This window comes from Bacillus cereus group sp. RP29 (genome assembly GCF_040459765.1).
Classification (GTDB): Bacteria; Bacillota; Bacilli; order Bacillales; family Bacillaceae_G; genus Bacillus_A; species Bacillus_A paranthracis.
In genome coordinates, this window is sequence record NZ_JARVHN010000001.1 from 1,543,245 (window position 1) to 1,565,015 (window position 21,771).

Sequence of the window (21,771 nt, forward strand, 5' to 3'; positions counted from 1 at the left end):
ATTTAGTATATAATAAAAGAAAATGGCGATTTGTATAGTATGCTGCCTTTGTAGGCAAGTTAAATGAGTCGTTCTTTCATAGTATTTCGTTCTCTAGTCGTGAAATATGCGTTTAGAGGAGGAGATACATTCAACATAATTAATTGGAAAAAGAGTAGGTGCAACAATGTTTAATCACGTAACAGTGCTTTTGAAGGAAACAGTAGATGGCTTAGATATAAAGCCAGGTGGTACATATGTAGATTGTACACTGGGGGGAGGAGGACATAGTTCTTATTTATTATCCCAATTAACTGAAGGCGGAAGATTAATCGCGTTTGATCAAGATGAGATAGCAATTCAAAATGCGAAAGAAAAATTCTCTTCATACGGTGAGCAGTTCATAACAGTAAGGAGTAATTTCCGTTACCTATCTGAAAAACTACAGGAATTAGGTATAACAGAAGTAGACGGTATTTTATTTGATTTAGGTGTTTCATCCCCGCAATTAGATACACCAGAGCGTGGCTTTAGTTACCATCATGATGCACCGTTAGATATGCGAATGGATCAAGATGCCCCATTAACAGCCTATGATGTTGTAAATAGTTGGTCATATGAACAACTTGTAAGAATTTTCTTCCAGTATGGCGAAGAGAAATTTTCAAAACAAATAGCAAGAAAAATTGAAGCGTATCGTGAGAATAAAGCTATTGAAACGACAGGGGAATTAGTAGAACTAATTAAAGAGGGTATTCCAGCTCCTGCTCGTAGAACGGGTGGACATCCTGCGAAGCGAGTGTTCCAAGCGATCCGTATTGCGGTAAATGATGAATTGAAAGTATTTGAAGAAGCGTTGGAATCTGCAATTGAGATGGTTAAGCCAGGCGGAAGAGTTAGCGTTATAACATTCCATTCTTTAGAAGACCGTATTTGTAAAACGACGTTTAAGCGAAATAGTACAACGCCACAATTGCCACCAGGATTACCAATTATTCCTGATGAATTTAAGCCGAAATTAAAGCTTATTACAAGAAAACCGATTTTACCTTCTGATATAGAGTTAGAAGAAAATAATCGAGCGCGTTCTGCGAAATTGAGAATCGCTGAAAAACGATAAAAAGGGGAGAGAGGTATGAGTAACTTAGCTGTAAAGTACAAGCAACAAGCGCAAGAAGAGGTTCAGATTCAAACGCCCCCACAGCAGATGGTTCAACCAAAAGCTAAAGCGAAGATTACAAGAATCGAAAAACTGTTGTATGTAGCGTTTATTGGCTTTTTATTGTATGCCTGTGTAGCGTTTATTGGAAATAAAGCAGGCCTTTATCAAGTTAATGTAGAAGCTGCGACAATAGAACAAAAAATTGTACAGCAGCAAAAAGAAAATCAAGAGTTACAGGCTGAAGTAGAGAAGTTAAGTCGTTATGAACGAATCGCTGAAGTTGCAAAAAAACACGGGCTAGAAATTAATGCGAATAATGTGAAAGGCCTCAAATAAGGCAATAGGTGTGAAGGGAAAATGAAGAGAAATATGACTAAATTTCATACCAATAAGGGAGCAGGGTATTTTATGATTTTATTCCTCCTGCTCTTTTTGCTGTTATTAGCCCGATTTTTTTACATACAAGCGACAGGAACAGTGCATAATCAGGATTTGGATAAACTCGCTCAGCAAAAACATAGTAAAACAGGAATTCTCGAAGCAAATCGCGGGACGATTTATGATCAAAACGGCCATGTATTAGCACAAGATGCAAACTCTTATAAACTTGTAGCGGAATTAAAAGGTGCGAATCCGGTTGAGAATAAAGAGGATACTGCAAAGAAAATTGCGGGAGTGCTCGGAAAAGATGAAGAGAAGATTTTAGCTACATTAAATAAAAAAGATAAAAGTCAAGTTGAATTTGGAACGCTAGGTAAAGATTTGACAAAAGAACAGAAGGAACAAATCGAAGCATTGAAATTGCCAGGTATATCATTTATTACTGAAAATGCAAGAGTGTATCCAAACGGTGATTTTGCATCTTACGTCATAGGACATGCAAAACCAAATGATAAAGGAACCTCAGTAGGTTATTTTGGTTTAGAACAAAGCTTAGATAAATATTTAAGTGCTTCTAACGGAGAAGTAGCTTATACAGGCGATCGTAGAGGCGTATCTCTTGATGGCGGGAAAGTGAATGTAAAGGCACCTAAAAATGGAGAAAATGTATATTTAACGCTTGACCAACGTATTCAAAGTTATTTAGAAGACGCAATGAAAGAAGCGAGTAAACATTATGAACCAGAAAGCTTAATAGGAATCGTTGCGGATCCAAAAACAGGGAAAATATTAGCGATGTCTACTAAACCTAGTTATGATCCAAATGATCGTCAAATTAAATATTTTTTCAATGACGCAATTGCAAATGCATTTGAACCTGGATCAACAATGAAAATTTTCACGCTAGCAGCAGCTATTAATGAAGGTGTGTATAAGGGACAAGATTATTATCAGTCTGGTACATATCAAGTCGGGAACCGCAAAATAAAAGATCATAACGGCGGCGCTGGATGGGGCTCTATCACATTTGATGAAGGGGTAGAGCGTTCTTCCAATGTAGCGTTTGCTATTTTAGGGGATCAAAAACTTGGTCCAGACCGTTTCCGGAAATATATCCATGCTTTCGGATTAGATGAAAAAACGAATATTGATTTACCTGGTGAAGGTTCAAATACCATTTTATTCGATCAGCAAATACAGCAAGTAACAACAGCTTTTGGACAAGGTTCTACTGTAACACCAATTCAGCTTGTACAAGCTGCAACTGCTATTGCGAACGATGGGAAAATGATGAAACCTTATACAATTGATAAAATTGTAGATCCGATAACAGAGGAAGTAAAATTAGAACATAAACCAGAAGAAGTGGGAAAACCTGTTACAAAAGAGACAGCAGCGCAAGTAAGACAGTTATTAGAACGCGTTGTTACATCTCCGAAAGGAACAGGAACTGCTTATAAAGTCGATGGCTATTCAGTTGGTGGTAAAACAGGAACAGCGCAAATTCCGGATGGAAAAGGAGGCTATATGACAGGAAGGGCGAATTATATATTCTCATTCTTAGGTATGGCACCCATGGACGATCCGCAACTTGTTGTGTATGTAGCTGTTAAAAAGCCGAAATTGAAAGATGATGAGAGCGGCGCACAACCTTTAGCTGATATTTTTAAATATGTAACGAAGAATAGTTTAGAGTATTTAAAGATTAAGCCTAATGAAGTGAAAGATCCGAAGAAATATGTGAAAGAGCAACAAACTGCTGTTCCAGATGTAACGGGAAAAACGATGGAAGAAGCGAAAAAGGCTATTGATAAAGCAAAACTTCGTCCGATCGTATTAGGTGAAGGGAAAGTACAGCATCAAGTACCGAAAGCGACTGAACAAACATTGAAGGGTGATCGAGTCTTCTTAGTGGGAGATAAACCTACAATGCCAAATATACAAGGCTGGGCACTTCGTGATGTTATGAATTTAGCAAAAACATTAAAGCTTAATCTAAAACCTACTGGTACAGGATACGTAACCGAACAAAGTGTACCAGAAGGAACATTGTTGCAACCTGGTACAGAGTTAGGTGTAACACTTGTACCGCCACTTGAACCACAACAAGAAGCAGAAAAGCCGTAATGGTAAAAGAGAAGAAGTTCTAATTAAATAAGTACAAGCATATATTGGAACAAGCTAGGCGTAAGGGAGGCTTGTTCCAATATGCGTGTATCAAATGTAACAGTTAGAAAACGACTTATTTTTATACTCATATCAGGTATACTTATTTTCACTATCATCGATATTCGTCTTGGATATGTGCAATTTTTTCTTGGGAATATGTTAACGGATCGTGCGAAAGATTCATGGAGTCGTAATATTACTTTTGAACCTGAACGTGGAAAAATTTTAGACCGAAATGGTGTGGAACTTGCCACGAATAAAAGTGCTCCAACTGTCTTTGTTGTACCGAGGCAAATTGAAAAACCAGCAGAGACTGCAGAGAAGTTAGCTGCAGTATTAGGTGTGGAAAAAGATGAGATTTATAAGAGGATTACAAAAAAAGAATCAATTGTAAGGTTAGATAAAGGCGGAAGGAAAATATCACATGATAAGGCGAAAGAGGTAAGAGGATTAAGTTTGAAAGGTGTTTATATCGCAGAAGACTCTATCCGGTACTATCCATTTGGCAACTTTTTATCACATGTATTAGGGTTTGCAGGTAGTGATAACCAAGGTCTTATGGGACTAGAAAAATATTATGATAAAGAACTGAATGGTGATGAAGGTCATGTGCGCTTTTTTGCAGATGCAAAAGGGCAAAGGATGCCTAATGTTGGCGATGATTTCAAAAAACCAGAAGCTGGTTTGAATTTAGGCTTAACAATTGATGCACGTATTAATAGAATTATGGAAAGAGAAATGAATATCGCAGAGTCGACATATAATCCAGATGGTATGATTGCGATTGCGATGAATCCGAAAAATGGTGAAATTTTAGGTATGTCGAGTCGGCCGAGTTTTGATCCGGCAGATTTTCAAAGTGTTTCTCCAGAAGTGTACAATAGAAATTTACCAGTATGGAGTACGTATGAACCTGGTTCAACATTTAAAATCATTACGTTAGCCGCAGCTTTGAATGAAAATTTAGTAGACTTAGAGAAAGATACGTTTTATGATGATGGAGCAGCTGAAGTTGGTGGAGCAAGATTGAAATGCTGGAAAGCAGGAGGCCATGGTAGCCAAACGTTTTTAGAAGTAGTTCAAAACTCTTGTAACCCAGGATTTATTGAGCTGGGTGATCGTCTTGGTAAAGATCGATTGTTTAAATACATTCGTAATTTTGGCTTTGGACAAAAAACCGGAATTGACCTGCAAGGTGAAGGTAGTGGGATTTTATTTAATTTAGACAAAGTCGGTCCAGTCGAGCAAGCAACAACTTCATTCGGTCAAGGTGTTTCTGTTACGCCAATTCAACAAGTGGCGGCGGTAGCAGCAGCTGTAAATGGTGGAACATTGTATCAACCGTATATAGCTAAAGAATTTATTGATCCGAAAAACAATCAAGTTGTAAGTAAAAAGACACCTGTGGAAAAAAGAAAAGTTATTTCCAAGGAAACTTCAGAAAAAGTTCGGTATGCATTAGAGAATGTTGTAGCAAAGGGATCTGGTAAAGGTGCTTTTATTGATGGGTATCGTGTAGGCGGAAAAACAGGTACAGCCCAAAAAGTGAAAGATGGTAAATATTTAGAGAATAATTATATCGTATCTTTTATCGGTTTTGCTCCAGCAGATGATCCGGAAATTGTTGTATATGTTGCTGTTGATAATCCGAAAGGTGTAACGCAATTTGGTGGAGTAGTAGCAGCTCCAATTGTTGGGAATATTCTGCGGGATGCACTTCCTGTTATGGGAGTGAAACCGAGAAAAGAACAAGTTGAGAGAGAATATAAATGGGGCGATACACCAACTGTGGAAGTTCCAAATTTAATTGGTATGAAAAAGAAAGACTTACAGACGCAACTCGTTGATTTGAAGCTTGATATAAGCGGAGATGGAGAGAAAGTCATTAAACAGTCCCCAGAAGCAGGAGCTAAAGTGAAAGAAGGCTCAAAAATTAGAATTTACTTCGGGAATTAAAGGTAACCTAGTACGTTTTATGGTACAATTGGTGGAAGTGAGTTCTTTATAGAAGAGTTACTTAATTTGAGACCGCAAGAGTCTCGGTTATAAATAGGTCTATTTATTAGACACAGTAGCACTTACCTCCTATTTTACATAATTAGGAGGTAACGTGTTGCTTATTAATAAAAGAGATAAATACACAATGTAGAGAGGGTTTAGTGAAATGAAGTTGCATACACTTGTATCATGTTTGCATGATTTTCCAGTTGTTCCAAAAGAAAATCCAGAAATCACATCTATAGAAGCTGATTCACGTAAAGTGAAAGAAGGAAGCTTATTTGTATGTATGAAAGGATATACGGTTGATAGCCATGATTTTGCTAAGCAAGCAGCGGCACAAGGAGCGGCTGCTATTGTTGCGGAAAGACCAATTGATGTTGACGTTCCAGTTGTACTTGTGAAAAATACTTTTCGTTCGTTAGCGGTTTTAGCTGATTATTTTTATGGTCAACCAACACACAAGTTACATTTAATCGGTATTACAGGTACAAATGGAAAGACAACAACATCGCATATTATGGATGAGATTATGCGCGCACATGGTCATAAAACCGGGCTAATTGGAACGATTAATATGAAAATCGGTGATGAAACATTTGAGGTGAAAAATACAACACCAGATGCACTAACACTTCAACAGACGTTTGCAAAAATGGTTGAACACGGTGTGGATAGCACAGTAATGGAAGTTTCATCACATGCTTTAGATCTTGGCCGTGTACACGGATGTGATTACGATGTCGCAGTGTTTACAAATTTAACACAAGATCATTTAGACTATCATAAAACGATGGAAGAATATAAACATGCAAAAGGGTTGCTATTTGCGCAACTTGGCAATAGTTATAATCATAATCGTGAAAAATACGCGGTATTGAATAACGATGATGCTGTAACAGCGGAATATATGAGAAGTACTGCAGCAACTGTTGTAACGTATGGAATTGATACAACAAGTGATGTTATGGCAAAAGATATCGTTATGACAAGTGGTGGAACTACATTTACGCTTGTAACACCGTATGAGAGTGTAAATGTTACGATGAAATTAATTGGGAAATTTAATGTATATAACGTACTAGCTGCGACAGCGGCAGGACTTGTTTCTGGTGTAAGTTTAGAAACAATCATTGATGTAATAAAGGAACTAGCTGGAGTTCCAGGACGTTTTGAAGTAGTTGATGGTGGACAAAATTATACAGTTATTGTTGATTATGCACATACACCAGATAGCTTAGAAAATGTATTAAAAACAGCAAAACAGTTTGCAAAAGGTGACGTATATTGCATCGTCGGTTGTGGCGGTGATAGAGATAGAACGAAGAGACCAATCATGGCAAGTGTTGCAACACGATATGCAACTCACGCCATTTACACTTCAGATAATCCAAGAAGTGAAGAGCCAGGAGCTATTTTAGATGATATGGTACATGGTGCAAATGGAAATAATTATGAAGTAATTATTGATAGAAAAGAAGCGATATACCATGCAATTGCTAACGCAAAAGCTGAAGATATTATCATTATTGCTGGTAAGGGTCATGAAACATATCAAATTATTGGTAAAGATGTTCATCATTTTGATGATCGTGAAATCGCTAAAGAAGCAATTACAGAGCGTTTAAACAACGAAGAGTAACAACGTGAGAGGAGGACTACATGTGCTTGAGCAAGGTTTATTAGTAACGGCTGGGGTAGCATTCTTAATTTCTGTTGCCCTTTCGCCATTGTTTATTCCATTTTTAAGAAAATTAAAGTTCGGACAGAGTATTCGTGATGAGGGACCAAAATCACATCAAAAAAAATCAGGGACACCGACAATGGGTGGTATCGTCATATACGTATCTATGATGGTAACTTCACTTATTATGGCGATTAAGTTTAATCATTTAGGTGCAGAGGTATCGTTATTACTATTAGTGACATTTGGTTACGGATTGATTGGATTTTTAGATGACTACATAAAGGTAGTTAAGAAGAGAAATCTTGGTTTAACATCAAAACAAAAATTAGTAGGTCAGCTTGTTATTGCTATTGCGTTCTTTTTAATTGGAAAAGGGCAAGCGTTCCACACATACATCATGATTCCGGGAACGGATGTTAAGTTTGAATTAGGTTGGGCGTATTTTGTACTTGTACTATTTATGCTTATTGGTGGATCAAATGCAGTTAACTTAACTGACGGTTTAGATGGTTTATTATCAGGAACTGCTGCTATTGCATTTGGAGCATTTAGTATTATTGCTGTGGCACAAGAGCAATTTGGAGTAGCGATATTCTGTATGGCAGTTGTAGGAGCTGTACTTGGATTTTTAGTATTCAATGCGAATCCAGCAAAAGTGTTTATGGGAGATACAGGTTCATTAGCTTTAGGTGGAGCCATTGCAGCTGTAGCAATTTTATTAAAACAAGAATTGCTACTTGTAATCATTGGCGGAGTATTCGTAATGGAAACTTTATCGGTTATTATTCAGGTCATTTCATTTAAAACAACAGGAAAACGTGTCTTTAAAATGAGTCCACTACACCATCATTATGAATTATGTGGTTGGTCAGAGTGGCGTGTCGTTGTGACGTTTTGGTCTGTAGGATTTTTATTAGCTGTGTTAGGAATTTATATCGGGGTGTGGATGTAATTGAAAACTGTAACTGAATTTCAAAATAAAAATATTCTTGTATTAGGCATTGCAAAAAGTGGTTATGCAGCAGCTACATTGTTACAAAAGTTAGGGGCAAATGTTATTGTAAATGACGGAAAGCCTTTAGCAGAGAATGTACTTGCTGCAGAATTACAAGCAAAAGGAATGGACGTTGTATGCGGTGGTCATCCTTTAGAATTATTAGAGAGAAATATTTCTCTTGTAGTAAAAAATCCAGGAATCCCGTATTCTAATCCAATATTAGTTGCTGCGAAAGAAAAGCAAATTCCAATTGTTACGGAAGTTGAATTAGCATATCGTATTTCAGAAGCACCATTTGTTGGGATTACGGGGTCTAACGGTAAAACGACGACGACAATGCTTACATTTGAAATGCTAAAAGAAGGACAAAAGCATCCCGTAATTGCAGGGAACATTGGAACTGTAGCGTGTGAAGTTGCACAGGATGCGAAAGAAAATGAAGTTGTAGTTACAGAACTTTCATCGTTCCAATTGATGGGAGTAGAATTGTTCCAACCTAAAATTGCTGCGTTTTTAAATTTATTTGAGGCCCACTTAGATTATCATGGGACGAAGAAAGAATATGGTTTAGCAAAAGCGAATATTTTTAAAAACCAAACAGAAAATGATTATAGTGTAATAAATGCAGATGATGCAGATGTGATGGCTTTATCTGCTTATAGTAAAGGTCAAAAAGTACTGTTCTCAACAACGAAAGAAATTGAAGATGGTGCGTGTATAAAAGATAATGCTCTTTATTTTAAAGGTGAAAAAGTTGTTGAAGTAGGCGATATCGTTTTACCTGGTCAACATAATTTAGAAAATATTTTAGCAGCGATGAGTATCTCAAAATTATTGGGTGTTTCTAATGAAGCGATTACGGCAGTTTTAAAACGTTTTACAGGTGTAAAACATCGTTTAGAATACGTAACAACTATAAACAACCGTAAGTTTTATAATGACTCAAAAGCAACGAATATGTTAGCGACAGAGAAAGCTTTATCTGCGTTTACACAACCGACTGTGTTATTAGCAGGTGGGCTAGATCGTGGAAATGAATTCGATGATTTAATTCCGTATTTCAAAAATGTTAAAGCGATTGTAACATTTGGACAAACAGCTCCAAAATTAGTAAGAGCTGCAGAAAAAGCGGGATTAGATACAATTGAAAGTGTCGATACTTTAGATGAAGCTGTAGTGAAAGCTTATGCTCATTCTACAGATGGCGATGTAATTCTTCTTTCTCCAGCATGTGCAAGCTGGGATCAATTTAAAACATTTGAAGAAAGAGGAGACATTTTTATACAAGCTGTGCATAAACTTATATAAAGTAAATCAAAACATCAGTAGGCTAACACCTACTGATGTTTTGTTACATAGGGCAAAAGTTTCTGCCTAAAGAGGTGGTGTTTATGGGTAATGAAGAAAACGCCTGATTTTATTCTCATCATCGTTACACTTGCGTTGTTAACAATCGGAATGATTATGGTTTATAGTGCGAGTGCGGTTTGGGCCTCTTATAAAATGGGGGACTCATTCTTTTTTGCAAAAAGGCAATTGCTATTCGCAGGTCTTGGTGTAGTGGCTATGTTTTTTATTATGAAAATTGATTATTGGGTGTGGCGTACGTATTCAAAAGTAATTTTGCTAGTTTGCTTCATTCTTCTTATTCTCGTTCTTATTCCTGGAGTAGGTCTTGTTCGAGGAGGAGCGCGAAGTTGGATTGGAATCGGGGCATTTTCCATTCAACCGTCCGAATTTATGAAGTTTGCGATGATTATTTTCTTAGCGAAATTTTTAGCGGAACGACAAAAATTAATTACCTCTTTTAAACGTGGTTTACTACCAGCTTTAGGTTTTGTATTTCTTGCTTTCGGAATGATTATGTTACAGCCCGACCTTGGTACAGGGACGGTAATGGTTGGGACATGTATCATTATGATATTTATCTCAGGAGCAAGAGTCTTTCACTTTGCAATGTTTGGTTTGCTTGGTGTAGCAGGATTTGTAGGGCTAATTGCATCAGCACCGTATCGGATGAAACGTATTACATCATATTTAGACCCGTGGTCAGATCCGCTTGGAAGTGGATTTCAAATTATTCAATCGTTACTCGCAATTGGACCAGGTGGATTATTCGGGCTTGGACTTGGACAAAGTAGACAAAAGTTTCTTTATTTACCTGAACCGCAAACAGACTTTATATTTGCAATCTTATCCGAGGAATTAGGTTTTATTGGTGGTTCATTTGTGTTATTATTATTTAGTCTATTATTATGGCGTGGGATTCGTATAGCTTTAGGAGCGCCAGATTTATATGGTACGTTTTTAGCAGTAGGTATTGTGGCGATGATTGCGATTCAAGTAATGATTAATGTTGGTGTTGTAACAGGATTGATGCCTGTTACGGGTATTACTTTGCCGTTTTTAAGTTATGGTGGATCAAGTTTGACATTAATGTTAATGGCAGTAGGTGTATTATTAAATATAAGTCGCCATTCTCGCTACTAAACCCTGTTTTATAAGACAGGGTTTTTCGTATGTGTACGAAGAAACAATATGTATATAGAAATAAATACGACTGTAATAAGAAAAAGAGAAGCGGAGGAGTTAGTAGTGCGTGTATTAGTAAGTGGTGGGGGCACTGGAGGTCATATTTATCCGGCTCTTGCTTTAATAAGAGAAATAAAAAAATTAAATCCGGAAGCAAGGTTTTTATATATTGGTACGGAGAATGGATTAGAGAGCACAATCGTGCCCAAAGCAGGTATACCGTTTCAATCTATTGTTATAAGTGGATTTAAGCGTAAAATATCGTTAGATAACGTGAAAACGGTGATGCGTTTTCTAAAAGGTGTACAAGATAGTAAACGATATATTCGTCGTTTTAATCCAGATATTGTAATTGGAACAGGTGGATATGTATGTGGACCTGTTGTATATGCTGCGGCAAAATTAGGTATTCCAACTATTGTACATGAACAAAATAGTGTACCTGGTGTAACGAATAAATTTTTAAGCCGCTATGTTGATAAAGTTGCAGTTTGTTTTGAAGCGGCTGCAGAACATTTTCCGCAGTCAAAAGTGGTCATGACAGGAAACCCACGAGCGTCAGAAGTAATGGATCAAAATGGAATGAAAGGAAAACGTTCAGTAGGTTTATCTCTTCCTAAAAAATCCGTGCTTATTTTTGGTGGCAGCCGTGGGGCTAGACCAATTAACGATGCTTTCGTAGAGGCAATTGAACAGTTTGGAAATAAAAGTTACGAAATATTGTATGTAACAGGTGAAGTTCATTACGACAAAGTGATGGACGCAGTGAAGCAAAAAGGGAACCCGAATAATGTTATTATTAAACCTTTCATTCATAATATGCCAGAAGTACTTACAGGTGTAGACCTTGTTGTCTCAAGAGCTGGAGCAACAACACTTGCAGAATTAACAGCGTTAGGTAAGCCAAGTGTGTTAATTCCGAGTCCTTATGTAACAAATAACCATCAGGAAAAAAATGCACGTTCTGTTGTCGATAAAGGAGCAGCAAAAATGTTGCTTGAAAAAGATTTAACAGCTGAAACACTTATTCGTGATATTGACGAGATTTTATTAGATGCACAAACATTACAAAATATGAAGCTTGCTGCTGGGCAATTAGGTATTCCAGATGCAGCAAATAAGTTGTATGAAGTAATGAATAAGCTTGTAAAAAAATAACGTTAGGTGAACGCCCTGCATACTACTGTAATAAGGATGCTTAGTATGGGGGAGATTGTTTATGGAGCAATTAGTAAATGAGCTTATAGAAGCAAATGTTGGTCGTGTGTTAGTGGATGAACCGTTAGCACGTTATACAACTATGAAAATAGGTGGACCAGCTGATATTTTAATTGTGCCAAAGCATGTTGCCGGTATTGAAAAAACGTTGCAGTTAGTAAAGAAATATAAAACAAAGTGGACTGTAATTGGTCGCGGTTCGAACCTTCTTGTATCTGATCTAGGTATAGAAGGTGTCGTTATTCGTTTAGGAGAAGGATTAGACCACTTAGAAGTCGAAAAACATAGAGTAAGAGTTGGTGGTGGGTATCCCCTAATTAAATTATCAACTTTACTTAGTCGGCAAGGGTTAGCCGGTCTGGAGTTCGCAAGTGGTATTCCAGGAAGTGTTGGCGGTGCAGTGTATATGAATGCAGGAGCACATAATTCGGATATATCAAACATATTATCAAAAGCTCTTATTTTGTTTGAAGACGGAACAATTGACTGGTTAACGCATGGAGAAATGGAGTTTTCCTATCGTACATCTGTATTGCAAACGAAACGTCCTGGTATTGTTTTGGAGGCTGAGTTTCAATTACAAATAGGTGAGCGTGAGAGAATTGTAAGTGTTATGCAAAAGAATAAAGATTACCGTCGTGAAACACAGCCATGGAATCATCCGTGCGCAGGAAGTGTGTTTCGGAATCCAACTCCATACTTTGCAGGAGATTTAATAGAAAAGGCGGGGCTTCGTGGTTATCAAATAGGTGGAGCTCAAATTTCTGAAATGCATGGGAATTTTATTATTAATACTGGGGGAGCCAGCGCGCAAGATGTCTTATCTTTAATTGCATTAATAAAACAAACAATTAAGGATGGATTTGGCGTAGAAATGCATACAGAAGTAGAAATCATTGGAAGATAACGGTTATTCGTTCCGCTCATTATCATTTATGTTATAATAAGAAGATAAGAACGGCATGAGGAACATGCCGTTCTTTATGTTACGTAGGGGGATCGTACATGAAAAATAGTAAAGTAATTAAACTACAGGATCGTGTACCAAAGTTAAAAAATCAACAGAAAAAAAAGAAGAAAAATGTTAATCATCGGTTGATTTTATACATATCAATTTTATTTCTATTAGTTCTCTTTTTAATTTATTTTCGGTCTCCACTTAGCAATATAAAAAAGATAAGCGTGTTTGGAAATAATTATATGACAGATGAACAAGTGATGAAGGAATCAGGTGTGACATATGATACAAGTTATTTCCGAGTGACAGCACATAAAGCAGAAGAAAACTTAACGAAACGAAAAGAAATTAAAGCAGTAAATGTAAAGAAACGTTTTCCAAATAAAATTGACGTTCATATTGAAGAATATTTAACGATTGGTTATATAAACAAAGATGGGAAATTACAACCGTTATTAGAGAACGGGAAAACACTTGATGTACTCCCGAACGGAAAACTTCCTGTTGCAGCGCCAATTTTTGAACCTTTTAAAGAGGAAAAAATGAAGGAGTTAATTGCTGAGCTTGAAAAATTAACCCCAACTATTTTAAGGTCTATTTCTGAAATTCGTTATTCACCGACGAATGCGAATGAAGACCACCTTACTTTATATATGAATGAAGGGTATGAAGTGAGCACTACGATTCAAAATTTCGCAAAACGTATGGAAGCTTATCCACTTATCTTAAAAACAATTGAGCCAGGTAAAAAGGTATTAATTGATTTAGAAGTAGGGGCGTATACGAAAGAATTAGGAGCAGAAGAAAAAAAAGAATAGAATGATAGTTTTCACTACGTTATTGTAGAAAAAAACGAAACAAATGTTCTGCTTGGTGCATAGGAGTTTACAAGAATGGTTCATTTGATGAAAAAGATGTAAAAATTCTTAGATTCATACTAGGATTGGTACAAGTTTCACTTTTCTATGAGTACATCTTAGTGTAGACTTATACTTGGCGGTAATCTTTACACTTGAAATGGAATTATTTCAAGATAAGCAGTTATTCACAGTTTACTGCGATATTCTTAAATGAATGTTAAATAAAAATAAGAAAAATATAGGGTTAAAAAAGGGAAACGTATAAAGACGTTGAATATTTTTCTTATAAATAGTAAAGTTGCGATTGTTGTTCCATATATTGAGTTGTATGGTATAAATAAAGAAGGAGGTGCCAAAGAATGAACAGCAATGAAATATATGTTAGTCTTGACATCGGTACATCCAATGTTAAAGTCATCATTGGTGAAATGGTTAATGACAGCTTAAACATTATTGGTGTTGGAAATGTAAAATCAAATGGTTTAAAGAAGGGATCGATAGTTGATATAGACGAGACTGTTCGATCAATTAAAAAAGCAATTGAACAAGCTGAGCGCATGGTGGGAATCCACATTGAGCAAGTTGTAGTAGGTGTCAATGCAAACCAGGTACAACTACTTCCTTGTCACGGAGTAGTCGCTGTTTCAAATGAAGATCGTGAAATCGGGAATGAAGATGTCTTACGCGTTCTAGATGCAGCACAAGTTGTGTCAATTGCTCCAGAACGTGAGTTTATTGATGTGGTACCTCGACAGTTCATTGTAGACGGTCTTGACGAGATTAACGATCCACGCGGGATGATCGGTGTAAGATTAGAAATGGAAGGTACACTTATTACAGGCTCGAGAACTTTACTACATAACCTACTTCGTTGTGTAGAAAAAGCAGGTCTTGAAATTGTTGATATTTGTCTTCAACCTTTAGCGGCTGCAACAGTTGCTATATCTTCGGATGAAAAAAATAGAGGAGTAGCCCTTGTTGATATGGGCGGAGGATCTACAACTTTATCTATTTTTAAAGATGGAGAGTTACAAGCGACGAGCGTATTACCATTAGGTGGAGACCATATAACGAAGGATATTGCAATTGGGTTGAAAACTTCAACAGAAAATGCAGATCAAATTAAGTTGAAATATGGACATGCTTTTTATGATACAGCATCTGAAGAAGAGATGTTTACGGTTCCTATTATGGGAAGCGATCAAACAGAACAATATTCTCAGTTGGAATTATCGGATATAATAGAGGCTCGTGTAGAGGAAATTTTAATGTTTGTTCAAGATGAAGTGCGTAAGTTAGGAGTAAAGCAAGTAGCTTCTGGTTATGTACTAACTGGTGGAATTGCTTCTATGCCAGGTGTCCTTGATCTTGCATATGATATTTTACATGAAAATGTTCGTATAGCAACTCCTGATTATATTGGTGTGCGTGAGCCACAATATACAAGTGGAGTAGGATTAATTAAACATTCTTATCAAAAAGCTAAATTACGTGGGAAAAATGTACAGGAAAAGCAAGAGCATTTTGAACCAGTACCAGCACAAGCTCCAGCGCCGGTACAACAGCAACCTGCGAAACAAAAAACTCGTAATCAAAACAATAATAATCAAAATGATGACCGTATGATGTCAAAAGTAAAACGTGTATTCCGTTATTTATGGGATTAAAATTGGACACGAAAAATGAGGTTCTAGGGGGATTTCGACATGTTAGAGTTTGATACTACTCAAGATCAATTAGCGAATATAAAAGTTATCGGTGTCGGCGGTGGCGGAAACAATGCTGTAAACCGTATGATTGAACACGGTGTACAAGGTGTAGACTTTATCGCTGTGAATACTGATGCACAAGCATTAAATCTATCAAAAGCTGAAACAAAAATGCAAATTGGTGGAAAATTAACACGTGGACTTGGTGCAGGTGCAAACCCTGAAGTAGGGAAAAAAGCTGCAGAAGAAAGTAAAGAACAGATCCAAGAAGCACTTCGTGGTGCTGATATGGTATTCGTAACTGCTGGTATGGGCGGCGGAACTGGAACTGGTGCAGCGCCAGTTGTTGCTCAAGTGGCAAAAGAATTAGGTGCATTAACAGTTGGTGTTGTAACACGTCCATTTACATTTGAAGGACGTAAGCGTGCAACACAAGCGGCATCTGGTATTGCAGCATTTAAAGAAAATGTAGATACACTTATTGTAATTCCAAACGATCGCTTATTAGAGATTGTTGATAAAAACACGCCAATGTTAGAGGCATTCCGTGAAGCGGATAACGTATTACGTCAAGGTGTTCAAGGTATTTCTGATTTAATTGCAACACCAGGTTTAATTAACTTAGACTTCGCAGACGTAAAAACAATTATGTCTAATAGAGGTTCTGCTTTAATGGGTATTGGTTCTGGTAATGGAGAAAATCGTGCTGCTGAAGCTGCGAAAAAAGCGATTTCTAGTCCATTATTAGAAACATCTATTGATGGAGCTCAAGGTGTTATCATGAATATTACTGGTGGAGCTAACTTAAGCTTATATGAAGTACAAGAAGCGGCAGATATTGTAGCTTCAGCTTCAGATCCAGAAGTAAATATGATCTTCGGTTCGGTTATTAATGAAGGATTAAAAGATGATATCGTTGTAACTGTAATTGCAACTGGTTTTGATGATACAATTGCAACTCAACCACCAAAACCAATTATCCGTCCGAATGTGAATCACACGCAACAACAGCAACAGCCAGTAGCTCAACCACCAAAACAACGTGAAGTAAAACGTGAAATGAAGCGTGAAGAGCCAGTTGTACATGAGCGTCATTCAGATTCAGATGATATCGATATTCCAGCATTTTTACGTAATCGTCGTAGACGATAAAAGAAAAGGAGCATTTATGCTCCTTTTTTGTTTTATACGGGGAAAAGATCTGCCTAAGCAGGTCTTTTTTTATTTTATATATTTTAATCTATTTCGCTATTTGCCGGATAACATGATTGGTGCGTGGTGATTAAAGTTTCACTTTATATGTAAGTAAAAAGTATATAGCATTCTATGAAACATATACTTTTATTTTTTACCGACAGATTATGTCTAGAAAGCACAAAATAACAAAAAAACACCTCCGCAAATTGACACACTTTCCTATTGGATATGCATTATACTAGTCTCAACTTAAAAAAAGAGGTGAATTGTTTGGTTGTTTACGCCGACGTTGTTTGGTTGTTAAACGCCTGCATTGATTTTCTTTTACTTTTATTAACGGCTACCGTGTTAAAAAAGAAGATCAAAAGATGGAGGCTTGTGTTAGGGGCATTGATAGGTTCAACCATTGTTATTTTTGCCTTTACTCCTTTTGCTTCTATGATGACACATCCGATTATGAAACTACTGTACTCGTTACTTATTGTGTATACAGCATTTGGGTTTACAACATTTAGAAATTATGCACAAACTGTTTTTACTTTTTACTTTGTAACCTTTATGGTTGGCGGAGGATTAATGGGCACTCATTTCTTTTTGCAAACGAATGAAATGGTAAATGGGTTGGTTCAATCTCAATCAATTTCTTATGGTGGCCCAATTAGTTGGTTGTTCGTTATTTTTGGTTTTCCAGTCATTTATTATTTTTCTAAAAAGCGTATTGAAAGCGTAGAGGTTACAAAAATACACTATGATCAAATTGTGAAATTGAAAATTCAATTAGCTGAAGAGGAACTAGAACTCGCAGGTTTAATTGATAGTGGGAATCAACTTTACGACCCGTTAACGAAAACACCTGTTATGATTATGCATATTTCATCGTTAGAACATTGTTTACCAGCTTGGTTAACAGAACAAATTTATTCCAAAACACAGATTCCTCAAATACCAGAAAATGATTCTGGGTGGGCGACAAAATTACGCTTAATTCCTTTCCGAGCAGTAGGAGTAGAGAATCAATTTTTATGGGCAATTAAGCCAGAAAGTGTACAAATTTATCATGAAGGTAGTTCTATTGTCGTCAATAAAGTATTGATTGGATTAAATACACAACAGTTGTCAACCAATGGAGAGTATCAATGTATTGTGCATCCGAAAATGTTAATTTCGCAAAAAATGGTAATTGCTTAATAATGGGAGGCGGGATAATATGATGAAATTAAAATTTTATTTAGTATACCTTTGGTATAAAGTATTGTTGAAATTAGGAATTAAGACCGATGAAATTTATTACATTGGTGGAAGTGAAGCGTTACCACCACCGTTAACGAAAGAAGAAGAGGAAGTTCTTTTGAATAAATTGCCAAAAGGAGATCAGGCAGCAAGGTCGTTACTGATTGAACGCAATTTACGGCTAGTTGTATATATAGCAAGAAAGTTTGAAAATACAGGGATAAATATTGAAGATTTAATTAGCATTGGAACAATTGGGCTTATTAAAGCGGTAAATACATTTAATCCAGAAAAGAAAATAAAATTAGCAACATATGCATCACGTTGTATAGAAAATGAAATTTTAATGCATTTGCGCCGGAATAATAAAAATCGTTCAGAAGTTTCTTTTGATGAACCGCTTAACATCGATTGGGACGGGAATGAACTTTTATTATCAGATGTATTAGGGACAGACGATGATATTATTACAAAAGATTTAGAAGCTACGGTTGATCGTCATCTTCTAATGAAAGCATTACATCAATTAAATGATCGTGAAAAACAAATTATGGAACTTCGGTTTGGGCTTGCTGGAGGAGAGGAAAAGACGCAAAAAGATGTAGCGGATATGCTTGGGATTTCACAGTCATACATTTCGCGTTTAGAAAAAAGAATCATAAAAAGATTACGAAAAGAATTTAATAAAATGGTGTAAAGAATAAGACCAGCCGTTATGTAGGCTGGTCTTATTCTCTTTCGTTGTATGAGGGAGGACAACGAAAATGAAAAATGAAGAGAAAACCGCATGCATAAAATCTCCTTCAAAGGAAATACTTTACACTGTACAGCAACTCCCGATAGGAGGGAACACTTTGACGAGAAACAAAGTAGAAATTTGCGGTGTTGATACAGCTAAACTTCCCGTACTAAAAAATGATGAAATGCGTAAATTATTTCGTGAAATGCAAAGTGGAGAGATAAGCGCAAGAGAGAAATTAGTGAATGGAAACTTACGTCTTGTACTGAGCGTCATCCAAAGATTTAATAACAGAGGAGAATATGTTGACGATTTATTTCAAGTTGGTTGCATCGGACTTATGAAATCCATTGATAATTTTGATTTAGGCCAAAATGTAAAATTTTCAACGTATGCTGTGCCGATGATTATTGGGGAAATACGCAGATATTTGCGTGATAACAATCCGATTCGCGTATCTCGTTCATTACGAGATATTGCGTATAAAGCGTTACAAGTAAGAGAAAAGTTGATTGCAGAAAATTCAAAAGAACCAACAGCAATGGATATTGCAAAAGTGCTTGAAGTGACTCATGAAGAAATCGTTTTTGCTTTAGATGCAATTCAAGATCCAGTTTCATTATTTGAGCCGATTTATAACGATGGGGGAGATCCTATCTTTGTTATGGATCAGTTAAGTGATGAAAAACAAAAGGACGAGCAGTGGGTTGAAGAGCTAGCACTAAAAGAAGGAATGAAGCGTTTAAATGATCGTGAGAAAATGATTATTCGCAAACGTTTCTTCCAAGGGAAAACACAAATGGAAGTTGCAGAAGAAATTGGGATTTCTCAAGCACAAGTGTCACGTTTAGAGAAATCAGCTATTAAACAAATGAATAAGACAATTCAAGGATAAGGTTTCACCATTTATGGTGAAACCTTTTTATATGTCATATAGTTTGTTTGCGCTCATAGTAGGGTAGCTGTGTTCATATAATGAAAATAATATGAAGTTGGTAAGAGGTTGCTTCCTGTTCATTTGAGAAACAATGTTTTTTCGATTCGTCATATATAAGGGAGAGGATGAAAGTGATACAAATTTCGGAATTGCAGATGAAAGATATAATAAATGTTTCAGACGGAAAAAGGCTGGGTAATATTGGTGATATTGAAATTGATATGAACACAGGGAAGATCGATTCTATTATTATTTCTAAACAGGCACGTATGTTTGGGATTTTTGGGAAAGACGTAGAAATTGTAATTCCTTGGAAAGAAATTGTGAAAATTGGGGAAGATGTCATACTTGTTAGAGTAAATCCTGTTAATTCTGTAACAGAATCAATACAAACACCGACAATTTCATAAAGAATATTACAAATTCCTCTTTTTTTTCTGTTAGGATTATGAAAAAATAAAAGTATGGTAAAATAGACAGGAAGTACCATGCTTTTTTATGTTATTTTAATTAAAAGGAGCCGCTGTTATGAGAGAACCATTTAAATATGTGGACGGTATACTGTATTTAGAAGCGTGGAAAGAACTTGGAAACATTACTGCTGGATTTACGACAAAAGATGGTGGGATAAGTACGGGCTCCTTTCATGCAATGAATTTAGGATTACATGTGAATGATATTGCCGAGAACGTTCATGAAAATAGACGCATTTTAGCAAATAAGTTACAAAAACCATTAGAAAACTGGATTTGCTCTGAACAAGTTCATGATCATCATGTTGAAAAAGTAGGACAACAGGAAAAAGGAAGTGGCGTTTATTCATATGAAGACGGCATTTCAAAAACAGATGGCATTTATACGACTAATAATGATGTTCTTTTAACATCTTGTTATGCTGATTGTGTTCCACTCTATTTTTATGCACCATCACATGGTATGATAGGACTTGCGCATGCTGGATGGAAAGGGACTGTAAAAGAGATTGCAAAAGAAATGATTCAAAAATGGAATGCAGAAGGGATTTCGAGTGATGAAATTCATGTTGCGATTGGACCAGCAATTGGATCTTGTTGTTATGTTGTTGATGATCGAGTGTTAACAGCAGCAGAGCAAGTAGTAAACGGTTCTGTTCCTTATAAAAAAGTTTCTGACGGACAGTACGCAATTGATTTAAAAGAAATTAATCGTATATTATGTGTACAAGCAGGCATAAAAGAAGAGAATATTGTAATGTCATCTCTTTGTACAAGCTGTGAAGAACAACTGTTTTTCTCTCACCGTCGTGATCAAGGTAAGACAGGGAGAATGTTGAGTTTCATAGGTTTTAAGGAGGATGAAAGCAAGTGACAGTACAAACAAATTTAACAACTGTAAACGAAGCAATTAAACAATCTTGCGCGCGAGCGGGACGTTCTTTGCAAGATATTAAACTCGTTGCAGTTACAAAAACGGTAGGAATTGAAAAAACAAACGAAGTAATTGAAGCAGGAATTATCGATTTAGGTGAAAATAGAAATGAAGGTTTCTTACAGAAGTATGAACATTTCGGTTCAAAAGTGAATTGGCATTTTATTGGATCATTACAAACGAGAAAAGTAAAAGAAATCATTAATGAAATCGATTATTTACATTCATTAGATCGTCTTTCACTTGCAAAAGAAATTCAAAAACGTGCGGATAAGAAAGTGAAATGTTTTATTCAAGTGAAAACATCATCTGAAGAATCAAAGCAAGGATTGGCAATAGAAGAAACCGTTTCTTTTATTCAAAGTTTGCAAGAATTGGATAAGATTGAAGTGGTTGGACTAATGACAATGGCTCCGTTTACAGAAGAAGAGGAAGAAATCAGACGCTGTTTTAAGACATTACGTATGCTACAAACAGAGGTGCAGGAGTTAGAATTATTACATGCGCCATGTAAAGAATTATCAATGGGAATGTCTAATGATTACACGATTGCAATTGAAGAAGGTGCTACATACATTCGTTTGGGGACGATTTTAGTAGGAAAAGCGTAA

The 21,771-nt window shown here is 36.3% G+C and carries 19 protein-coding genes; all 19 read left to right on the forward strand.

Annotated elements, in window-relative coordinates:
* Positions 1-166 precede the first annotated feature (166 nt).
* The 19 genes from rsmH to QCI47_RS08405 all read left to right on the forward strand — a co-directional run bounded on the left by rsmH (position 167) and on the right by QCI47_RS08405 (position 21,771).
* A complete protein-coding gene (rsmH, locus tag QCI47_RS08315; RefSeq protein WP_000481790.1) occupies positions 167-1,099 on the forward strand; it encodes a 16S rRNA (cytosine(1402)-N(4))-methyltransferase RsmH in 933 nt (310 codons plus the stop codon).
* Between the two features lie 15 nt (positions 1,100-1,114).
* Positions 1,115-1,477, forward strand: a complete 363-nt coding sequence (ftsL, locus tag QCI47_RS08320; protein WP_000067081.1) for a cell division protein FtsL — start codon at positions 1,115-1,117, stop codon at positions 1,475-1,477.
* Between the two features lie 21 nt (positions 1,478-1,498).
* Positions 1,499-3,649, forward strand: a complete 2,151-nt coding sequence (locus QCI47_RS08325) for a penicillin-binding protein (RefSeq protein ID WP_440044142.1) — start codon at positions 1,499-1,501, stop codon at positions 3,647-3,649.
* A gap of 81 nt (positions 3,650-3,730) precedes the next feature.
* Positions 3,731-5,647, forward strand: a complete 1,917-nt coding sequence (locus QCI47_RS08330; protein ID WP_001266227.1) for a stage V sporulation protein D — start codon at positions 3,731-3,733, stop codon at positions 5,645-5,647.
* Between the two features lie 208 nt (positions 5,648-5,855).
* On the forward strand, positions 5,856-7,331 hold the full coding sequence (murE, locus tag QCI47_RS08335) for a UDP-N-acetylmuramoyl-L-alanyl-D-glutamate--2,6-diaminopimelate ligase (protein ID WP_000766300.1): 1,476 nt from the start codon (positions 5,856-5,858) through the stop codon (positions 7,329-7,331).
* A gap of 22 nt (positions 7,332-7,353) precedes the next feature.
* On the forward strand, positions 7,354-8,328 hold the full coding sequence (gene mraY, locus QCI47_RS08340) for a phospho-N-acetylmuramoyl-pentapeptide-transferase (protein WP_000893058.1): 975 nt from the start codon (positions 7,354-7,356) through the stop codon (positions 8,326-8,328).
* Complete coding sequence (gene murD / locus QCI47_RS08345; RefSeq protein WP_000860124.1) at positions 8,329-9,681, forward strand: UDP-N-acetylmuramoyl-L-alanine--D-glutamate ligase; 1,353 nt, start codon at positions 8,329-8,331, stop codon at positions 9,679-9,681.
* A 90-nt stretch (positions 9,682-9,771) separates the two neighbouring features.
* Positions 9,772-10,863, forward strand: a complete 1,092-nt coding sequence (spoVE, locus tag QCI47_RS08350) for a stage V sporulation protein E (protein WP_000753510.1) — start codon at positions 9,772-9,774, stop codon at positions 10,861-10,863.
* Between the two features lie 105 nt (positions 10,864-10,968).
* On the forward strand, positions 10,969-12,063 hold the full coding sequence (murG, locus tag QCI47_RS08355; protein ID WP_001265415.1) for an undecaprenyldiphospho-muramoylpentapeptide beta-N-acetylglucosaminyltransferase: 1,095 nt from the start codon (positions 10,969-10,971) through the stop codon (positions 12,061-12,063).
* Between the two features lie 61 nt (positions 12,064-12,124).
* Entirely contained in the window at positions 12,125-13,030 is a 906-nt protein-coding gene (gene murB, locus QCI47_RS08360; RefSeq protein WP_000437042.1) for a UDP-N-acetylmuramate dehydrogenase, read from the forward strand.
* A gap of 98 nt (positions 13,031-13,128) precedes the next feature.
* Positions 13,129-13,899 (forward strand): cell division protein DivIB, encoded by a 771-nt coding sequence (divIB, locus tag QCI47_RS08365; RefSeq protein ID WP_353811743.1) that lies wholly within the window; start codon positions 13,129-13,131, stop codon positions 13,897-13,899.
* Between the two features lie 401 nt (positions 13,900-14,300).
* A complete protein-coding gene (gene ftsA / locus QCI47_RS08370) occupies positions 14,301-15,608 on the forward strand; it encodes a cell division protein FtsA (protein WP_001087555.1) in 1,308 nt (435 codons plus the stop codon).
* A gap of 39 nt (positions 15,609-15,647) precedes the next feature.
* Positions 15,648-16,802 carry a cell division protein FtsZ gene (gene ftsZ, locus QCI47_RS08375; RefSeq protein ID WP_000888991.1) on the forward strand — a complete coding sequence of 385 codons (1,155 nt, stop codon included), beginning with the start codon at positions 15,648-15,650 and terminating at the stop codon, positions 16,800-16,802.
* Between the two features lie 315 nt (positions 16,803-17,117).
* Entirely contained in the window at positions 17,118-18,035 is a 918-nt protein-coding gene (spoIIGA, locus tag QCI47_RS08380) for a sigma-E processing peptidase SpoIIGA (protein ID WP_353811744.1), read from the forward strand.
* 19 nt (positions 18,036-18,054) lie between these two features.
* Entirely contained in the window at positions 18,055-18,774 is a 720-nt protein-coding gene (gene sigE / locus QCI47_RS08385) for an RNA polymerase sporulation sigma factor SigE (protein WP_000976948.1), read from the forward strand.
* Positions 18,775-18,931: 157 nt separating this feature from the next.
* Positions 18,932-19,711, forward strand: coding sequence for an RNA polymerase sporulation sigma factor SigG (gene sigG / locus QCI47_RS08390; protein WP_000197753.1), 780 nt, complete (start codon positions 18,932-18,934; stop codon positions 19,709-19,711).
* A 167-nt stretch (positions 19,712-19,878) separates the two neighbouring features.
* Positions 19,879-20,163 (forward strand): YlmC/YmxH family sporulation protein, encoded by a 285-nt coding sequence (locus QCI47_RS08395; RefSeq protein ID WP_001998116.1) that lies wholly within the window; start codon positions 19,879-19,881, stop codon positions 20,161-20,163.
* Positions 20,164-20,281: 118 nt separating this feature from the next.
* The gene (gene pgeF, locus QCI47_RS08400; protein ID WP_001208999.1) at positions 20,282-21,100 is read left to right on the forward strand and encodes a peptidoglycan editing factor PgeF; all 819 of its coding nucleotides are present in this window, start codon (positions 20,282-20,284) and stop codon (positions 21,098-21,100) included.
* Positions 21,097-21,771 (forward strand): YggS family pyridoxal phosphate-dependent enzyme, encoded by a 675-nt coding sequence (locus QCI47_RS08405; protein WP_000218169.1) that lies wholly within the window; start codon positions 21,097-21,099, stop codon positions 21,769-21,771. Before pgeF ends, QCI47_RS08405 begins: the two co-directional genes overlap by 4 nt.

Excerpts from the sequence above, each read along its gene's own strand:
- QCI47_RS08325 (WP_440044142.1), top strand. The coding sequence starts at position 1,499 with ATGAAGAGAAATATGACTAAATTTCATACCAATAAGGGAGCAGGGTAT.
- spoVE (WP_000753510.1), top strand. The coding sequence starts at position 9,772 with ATGAAGAAAACGCCTGATTTTATTCTCATCATCGTTACACTTGCGTTG.
- murE (WP_000766300.1), top strand. The coding sequence starts at position 5,856 with ATGAAGTTGCATACACTTGTATCATGTTTGCATGATTTTCCAGTTGTT.
- pgeF (WP_001208999.1), top strand. The coding sequence starts at position 20,282 with ATGAGAGAACCATTTAAATATGTGGACGGTATACTGTATTTAGAAGCG.
- divIB (WP_353811743.1), top strand. The coding sequence starts at position 13,129 with ATGAAAAATAGTAAAGTAATTAAACTACAGGATCGTGTACCAAAGTTA.
- ftsL (WP_000067081.1), top strand. The coding sequence starts at position 1,115 with ATGAGTAACTTAGCTGTAAAGTACAAGCAACAAGCGCAAGAAGAGGTT.
- rsmH (WP_000481790.1), top strand. The coding sequence starts at position 167 with ATGTTTAATCACGTAACAGTGCTTTTGAAGGAAACAGTAGATGGCTTA.
- ftsA (WP_001087555.1), top strand. The coding sequence starts at position 14,301 with ATGAACAGCAATGAAATATATGTTAGTCTTGACATCGGTACATCCAAT.
- sigE (WP_000976948.1), top strand. The coding sequence starts at position 18,055 with ATGATGAAATTAAAATTTTATTTAGTATACCTTTGGTATAAAGTATTG.
- murB (WP_000437042.1), top strand. The coding sequence starts at position 12,125 with ATGGAGCAATTAGTAAATGAGCTTATAGAAGCAAATGTTGGTCGTGTG.
- QCI47_RS08395 (WP_001998116.1), top strand. The coding sequence starts at position 19,879 with ATGAAAGTGATACAAATTTCGGAATTGCAGATGAAAGATATAATAAAT.
- QCI47_RS08330 (WP_001266227.1), top strand. The coding sequence starts at position 3,731 with ATGCGTGTATCAAATGTAACAGTTAGAAAACGACTTATTTTTATACTC.
- ftsZ (WP_000888991.1), top strand. The coding sequence starts at position 15,648 with ATGTTAGAGTTTGATACTACTCAAGATCAATTAGCGAATATAAAAGTT.